This window comes from bacterium (assembly GCA_035703895.1).
Taxonomy (GTDB): domain Bacteria; phylum Sysuimicrobiota; class Sysuimicrobiia; order Sysuimicrobiales; family Segetimicrobiaceae; genus Segetimicrobium.
This window is the reverse complement of record DASSXJ010000020.1, coordinates 1-6483: the sequence shown is the minus strand read 5'-3', so window position 1 is coordinate 6483 and position 6483 is coordinate 1. Positions and strand designations below refer to the sequence as shown.

Here is a 6483-nt window from a genome sequence, read left to right as displayed (position 1 = left end):
GGAGGCGTTTTCATGCGTACCAAGATCCAGCGGTGGGGGCATAGTTTGGCCCTCCGTATCCCCAAACCGTTTGCCATCGAAGTCAAGCTCGGTGAGGAGACTGAGGTCGACCTCACTGTGACAAACGGGACCCTAGTCGTCGCTCCGGCGACTAAACCGGGCCAAACGCTTGAGGATCTCCTCTCCCGCGTGACCAAGCGCAATCTGCACGAGGAAGTTGATACGGGAGCTCCCGAGGGTAGAGAGGCGTGGTAGCCCGCCGTCCCCGAGTCCCCGACCGCGGGGACATTGTTTGGATCACCCTCGCCCCTCAGGCTGGCGCCGAACGGACAGGGCGCCGGCCAGCTGTCGTGGTGTCCCCCGCAGCATACAACAGCAAAGTCGGCCTCGCGTTAATGTGTCCGATCACGAGCCGGATTAAAGGGTATCCCTTCGAGGTCTCAATCCCTGCCGGACTCCCGGTGACCGGCGTCGCGCTCTCGGACCAAATCAAAAGTCTCGATTGGCGGATTCGGCGCGCCGAGCGGATCTGCACACTGCCCCAGCCTGCGGTGACGGAGGTCCTCCAGAAACTTGGCGCATTGTTGACGTGATCGAAAGAGGATTGCTCGCACGCCCCAACGACGTCATATCGGGGGTCGCCGTCTTGAGAGCTCAACCAGGGGTCGTGTCAGACTTCCGCGCGGCCCGATGAAAGCGCCTCCGGCGTTCGAGCTACATGCGCTGGACGGCACGTCGATCCAGCGCGTGCCGAGAGGTTCTCATTGTGAGTAAGATGCGGCTGGGGGTGGAGGTCGGCGGCACGTTCACCGACTGGGTGCTCGCGCGCGGCGATCGGATCGACGCGACCGGAAAGGTCCTGTCCACGCCCGCCCAACCAGAGCGCGCTGTCATCGCGGCCGTGTCAGAGTGCGGCATCGACGCGCGCGAGATCGAAACGATCGTCCATGGGTCGACCGTTGTCACCAATGCGGTGCTGGAGCACAAGGGCGCCCGGACGTGCCTGCTGACCACCAAGGGCTTCCGTGACGTTCTGATGATCCAGCGCCAAGCCAAAACCCGTCTCTTCGACTTGTTTTACCGACAGCCCCAGCCGCTCGTCTCCAGAGATCACATCCTCGAGGTCGATGAGCGGATGGGCCCCGACGGGCAGGTCCGGCGTCCGCTCACCGATTTCGCGTTCATCGAGGAAGTCCGCCGGTTGGTGCGCGACGATGGCGTGGAGTCTGTCGCCATCTGCCTGCTTCACGGATACGCGAACCCGGCGCATGAACTCGCGGTCGAGAACGCGTTGACAATGGCCCTCCCCGGGATCGCCGTGACGCGGGCCTCGGAGGTCCTCCCCGAATTTCGGGAGTACGAGCGAACGAGCACGTGCGTGATCAGCGCGTACGCCAAACCCGTCGTGCAACGCTACCTGGCGGGCCTCGAGGACGGGTTGCGCGCCCGGAACTTCGGAGGGCCGTTGACGATCGTGCAGGCGAACGGCGGGACCGTGCCAGCCCACGCGGTCCGCCGGCATGCCGCCAAAATGATCTTGTCCGGTCCGGCGGCCGGAGTGATCGGCGCGACGACCGTCGCCCTCGAGGCCGGATTTGCCAACGTCATCACGTTCGACATGGGGGGCACCAGCACCGACGTGTGCCTCGTCACGAACGGCCGGCCCGGCATCACCCGCGAGTACAGGATCGGCGGGTTGCCGCTGACCGTGCCCATGATTGACATCGCCACGGTTGGTGCCGGCGGCGGCAGCATTGCCGATGTCGACCGGGGCGGCATGCTCAAAGTCGGGCCGCAGAGCGCCGGCGCCGATCCCGGGCCGGCGGCCTACGGCAGGGGCGGCACGGCATTCACGGTGACCGACGCGAACGTGCTGGCCGGACGCATCCGCCCCCAGGCGTTCTTCGGAGGCCGCATGCAGCTCGACGCGAAGCGTGCCGAAGCTACGCTCGCCGCACTGGCGGACCGAGTGGCGCTGTCGAGCGCGGAGACCCTCGAGGGCGTGCTCAGGCTCGTGAACGTCACCATGGCCCAGGCGGTCCGTCTCGTGACGATCGAACGCGGGTACGACCCGCGGGATTATACCATCGTGGCGTATGGAGGGTCCGGTCCCCTCCACGCCGCGGCCGTGGCGGCGGACCTCGGCATCTCTCGTGTCCTCGTTCCCACGAACCCCGGGCTCGTCTCCGCCTACGGGCTGCTCATCGCAGATACGCGGCAGGATTTTTCGATGACCCGCGTCAGTCCTGCCGCTAGCCTGACCGATGCCGGCGTGGCCGATGTCTTCGCCGAATTGGAGGCGCGCGCACAACGGGAGTTCGCGGAGTACGCGCGGCCGTGGAGCGACGTGCGCTGCCGCCGGGAGATGGACATGCGGTACGCCGGCCAGGCCTACGAGATTCCCGTCGCGTGCGATGGGCTCACTGTAGCGGCGATCACGCAGTCGTTTCACGAGGGGCATCGGACGCGATATGGGCACGCCGTGCCCGACGAGGTGGTCGAGGTGGTCGGCTACAGGCTCATCGCCGTCGCGCCGTCTCCACTACGCAAGATCCGGCCCGCGCCGGCACGCGATCGCGTCCACGCCGCGCGCGCACGCGGCTACCACGCCCGGCACGAGCTCGAGCCCGGCGCCGCGATTGCCGGCGCCTGTGTGGTCGAGGAACCCACGGCGACGACGTTCGTACCCGAGGGATGGACCGCCCGCGTCGATCCGATCGGCAATCTCATCCTGGAGGTCACCTGACATGGATCCGGTCACCCTCTCGGTCATCGGCCACGCCTTCGCCGCGACCGCGGAGGAGATGGGCGTCAACCTCTACCGCTCCGCCCACTCCACGATCGTCCGCGAGGTGCGCGACATTGCGACGGCCGTGCTCGATCCGCACGGGAACACCGTGGCCATCGCCAACTACATCCCCCAGCTCCTCAACGCGATGGATCCGGCTGCCGCTGCCGTGGCGGAGGAGTACGATTTCGGCGATCTCCAGGACGGAGAAGCGTTCGTGCTCAACGATCCATTTCACGGAGGCCAGCATGTAAACGACATCCTCTTGTTCACGCCCATCCGCGACAACGGGCAGTTGCTGGGGGTGGCCTGCGCGAACGTGCACCACCTAGACGTCGGCGGCGGCGCGGCGGCCAGCAACGCCCGGGCCACCGACGTGTTCCAGGAGGGCATCGTGTTCTCACCGATGCGAATCCCCCTCGACGCCGGCTGGCGCCGGTCGCCGTTCGGGAAGTTTCTCGCTGCGAACGTGCGCGCCCCGCGCACGGTCCTCGCAGACTTCGACGCCCAGATCGCGGCGTGCCGCACCGGGGAGGCGCGCGTGCGCGCCCTCGCCCGTAAATATGGTCCCGACGCGATCAAGGAGTTCATGGTCGAGGTCCAAGAGTACGCCGAGCGGATCTCTCGGGATGCGATCGGTGCAATCCCTGACGGTGCGTACCGTGGCGAAGCCTTCATGGAGGGCGATGGCACCGGCGGGGGCCCTTTCTACGTGCGGGTAGCCGTCCGGATCGCCGGCACCGAAATGACGATCGACTTCGCGGGCACGGACGCGCAGGCTGACGGGTTTATTAACGTCCCGTGGGGCTCGACGCTCTCGACGGTGCGGACGACCGTGATGTCAATTCTCGGTGTGACCCACCTTCTCGTCAATGCCGGAACGATGCGGCCCGTCCACGTCACCGCGCCGCTCGGCTGCCTCGTCAACCCGCGATGGCCGGCCGCGACACGCGCGCGAACAAGCGCCTGCTACAAGATCTTTGACGCCGTCAACATGGCGCTTGCAGCCGTGCTGCCCCAGCGTGTGACGGCCCCCGGCTTTGACTGTCAGACGGGCATCTCCTTCGGCCATCGCGCCGGCGGACACACCCGCATCCTCTCCGAAGTGCTCGGGGCCGGCAACGGCGGGCTGTGGTGCCAGGACGGCGCCGACGGGATGATCATGCACCTCACGAACGGTCATAACACGCCCGTGGAATCCGTGGAGATCGAGTTCCCGTTCCTGGAAGTCCTCCGATACGGTCTCGTGCCCAACTCTGGCGGGGCGGGTGAGTACCGCGGCGGCCTGGGGATGGAACGAGCCTACCGCATCCTCGCCGACGGCGTCACCTTTGGCCTGCACTCCGATCGCCACGCGCACGGCGCCCCCGGCCTCTTTGGCGGCGGAACCGGTGCTCCGGGGGCGTGCGTCCTGGTCCGCGACGGCGCGGCGCGGACGCTGGGCTCAAAGGTCCACGAGACGCTGCGAGCGGGCGATCTCCTCCTCGTCCGGGCCGGCGGCGGCGGTGGGTACGGCTCGCCGGATCGCCGTGCGCGCGCGCGCATCGAACGGGATGCACGGGAAGACAGGCAGACGCCCAGCGGAACCTGCCCGCCGCCTGCGAATAGCCTCGTCACGTAAAGACAACGCCGGGAAGCCGCCACCCGCTTCAACTCGGCCAAGCGCGCAATCCACCTCACACCATGAGGCGCTCCGGACGGAACGGACGCAGCCGGGGGTCGACCACGCCGCGCACGACCTCGTCGGCCACCAGCCGTCCTAGAAGCGGGCCGAGCGTCACTCCACTGTGCGTGCACACGACATACATGCCTGGGGCTCCGGGCATCGGGCCGACCAGCGGATAGCCGTCGCTGGGGATCGGCCGCACGCCGACCCGCGCCACCTCCAGGGTGGTGCCGGCAAGGCCGGGCAGTGCGCGGCGGGCGCGCTCGAGGATCTGATGGCACGCCGGGGGCAGGGGAACAACCGGCGTGTCCTCGTCCACGGTGCGGTCGAACTCGCCTGCCCGCATCATGATCCGGCCGGCACCGTCCGGGCGGAGATTCACCGCGTGCGTGTGCAGGAGGCTGCGAAGCCCGACCGGCGACGGGACCGAGATCGCGAGCAATCCCGAGGTCGGCGCGAGTGGGACGCGGACGCGTGCGAGGGCGGCCACCTGGTCGGTCCAGCGGCCGGCACAGTTGACGACCAGGTCGGCCTTGATGCGTTCGCCGCCGGTCAGCACCACGCCTCCGACGTGCCCGCGTTCCACCGCGAGCTCGGTGACCCGGCACTCGGTGCGAACCTTCGCTCCGACTTTCTCCGCCGCCCGGACAAGGCCGCCGACCAGCATAGGGACGTCGACGTAGCCCTCCAACGGATAGAAGGCGAACTCGGTGACGCCGTTCGGAGGGACGAGCTCGGGCTCGATCTCCCGCAGCGCGTCGATCGGGAGCCGCTCTGCGTCGTACCCCCACTCCTGTAATCGGGCGACTTTGCTGCGCAGCGCGGCACTCGTGGACGAATCATCGGCCCACTCGATGTTGCCGTCCACGTGCAGCCAGGGTGCCGCCCCGAACTCCTGCCGCAGCCGAGCGTGCTCGGCCATCCCCGCGGTGTTGAACCGGTGGTACTCGAGCGGAGTCTTGTCATTGGAGTTGATCCAGGCGAAGGTGGCGGCCGACGTGCCCCCGGCCAGGCGGCCGGCTTCGAGGAGCGTCACCTCGGCGCCCGCCAGTACCAGCCGGTACGCCACCGAGGCGCCGACGATGCCCCCACCGATTACCACGATGTCCATCGCAGTCCCCCCAGTCCTGAACTCGATCCTCCCTATCCCGACCCTACGAATTCCCGGGCGAGGGCGCAGGCGATCGCCGCACAGTTCCTCCCTCCCAGACCAGCCGGCCGTTGACGAAGACGAGATCGACCTGGTCGAACCGCTCGCGGCACACCACGAGGTCGGCGGCCTTTCCTGGGGTGATCTCCCCGCGATCCGGCGCGAGCGCGGGATATGCCCGCGTCACGTTCCGGCTCACGAGCGCGACCGCCTTCGGGAGCGTGAGCACGCCGTCTGCAACCGCGTGTGCGACGCCAGTGTACGGATTGTCCCAGTTGCCGCTCGCGTAATCCGTCGCGACGAAATCCACCAGGTCATGCCGGAGCAGCGCGTACATATTATCGGGCCGCGGCACCAAGCGCCGCAGCCCGAAAGCGTCCAGGGTGCTGACCTCGATCCAGGCGCCCTTCGCCCGGAGCCGCCGGGCGCAGGCCAGCGATTCCTCCAAGGTGAAGGTCGCATGATTGGTGTGCCCCGAGATCAGGAATGGGCCGGCGACATCCGCGGCGTCGTCGATTGCCGACTCGGATGGGGCGGACGTGTGCACCACGGTCGGCACGCGATGGCGGGCGGCCAGCCGCCCCGCCTCGCGCAGCCCCTCGAGCGCGGTCTGGAACGAGGGGAGCACGCAGCTGTGGATGATCTCTCGCGCCCGCTCGGGGGTGATCCGGCCGGCGAGCGCGGCGCCCGCCAGCGCGGCTTCCACCCGATCGCGGTCGTACGCCTCGACCCGCACGCGCCGCCCCAGGACCGCGTACTTGATCTCCGCCGCCTGATGCGGCGTGAGCGCTACGCCTGTCTCGCGCTCCACAGCCATCGGGATATACATGTAGTCCTGGCCCCCGCCGCCCAGCGTGTGCCCCCCACCCACCTCCCCGA

Annotated in this window: 6 protein-coding genes; 4 read left to right on the top strand and 2 right to left on the bottom strand. The window is 68.3% G+C overall.

Going from position 1 to position 6483, the window contains the following annotated elements:
• The 4 genes from VFP86_01465 to VFP86_01450 all read left to right on the top strand — a co-directional run.
• The coding region (locus VFP86_01465; protein ID HET8998293.1) for an AbrB/MazE/SpoVT family DNA-binding domain-containing protein at positions 1-255 on the top strand (255 nt) is incomplete at its 5' end.
• The gene (mazF, locus tag VFP86_01460) at positions 249-593 is read left to right on the top strand and encodes an endoribonuclease MazF (GenBank protein HET8998292.1); all 345 of its coding nucleotides are present in this window, start codon (positions 249-251) and stop codon (positions 591-593) included. The genes VFP86_01465 and mazF, both read left to right, overlap by 7 nt.
• A 182-nt stretch (positions 594-775) precedes the next feature.
• A complete protein-coding gene (locus tag VFP86_01455) occupies positions 776-2746 on the top strand; it encodes a hydantoinase/oxoprolinase family protein (protein HET8998291.1) in 1971 nt (656 codons plus the stop codon).
• A gap of 1 nt (position 2747) precedes the next feature.
• Positions 2748-4409, top strand: a complete 1662-nt coding sequence (locus VFP86_01450; GenBank protein HET8998290.1) for a hydantoinase B/oxoprolinase family protein — start codon at positions 2748-2750, stop codon at positions 4407-4409.
• A 55-nt stretch (positions 4410-4464) separates the two neighbouring features.
• On the opposite strand, the gene VFP86_01445 is transcribed toward VFP86_01450, so the two are convergent.
• Positions 4465-5565 carry an FAD-dependent oxidoreductase gene (locus VFP86_01445; GenBank protein ID HET8998289.1) on the bottom strand — a complete coding sequence of 367 codons (1101 nt, stop codon included), beginning with the start codon at positions 5563-5565 and terminating at the stop codon, positions 4465-4467.
• A 43-nt stretch (positions 5566-5608) separates the two neighbouring features.
• A partial coding sequence (locus VFP86_01440) for an amidohydrolase family protein (GenBank protein ID HET8998288.1) occupies positions 5609-6483 on the bottom strand: 875 nt, incomplete at its 5' end.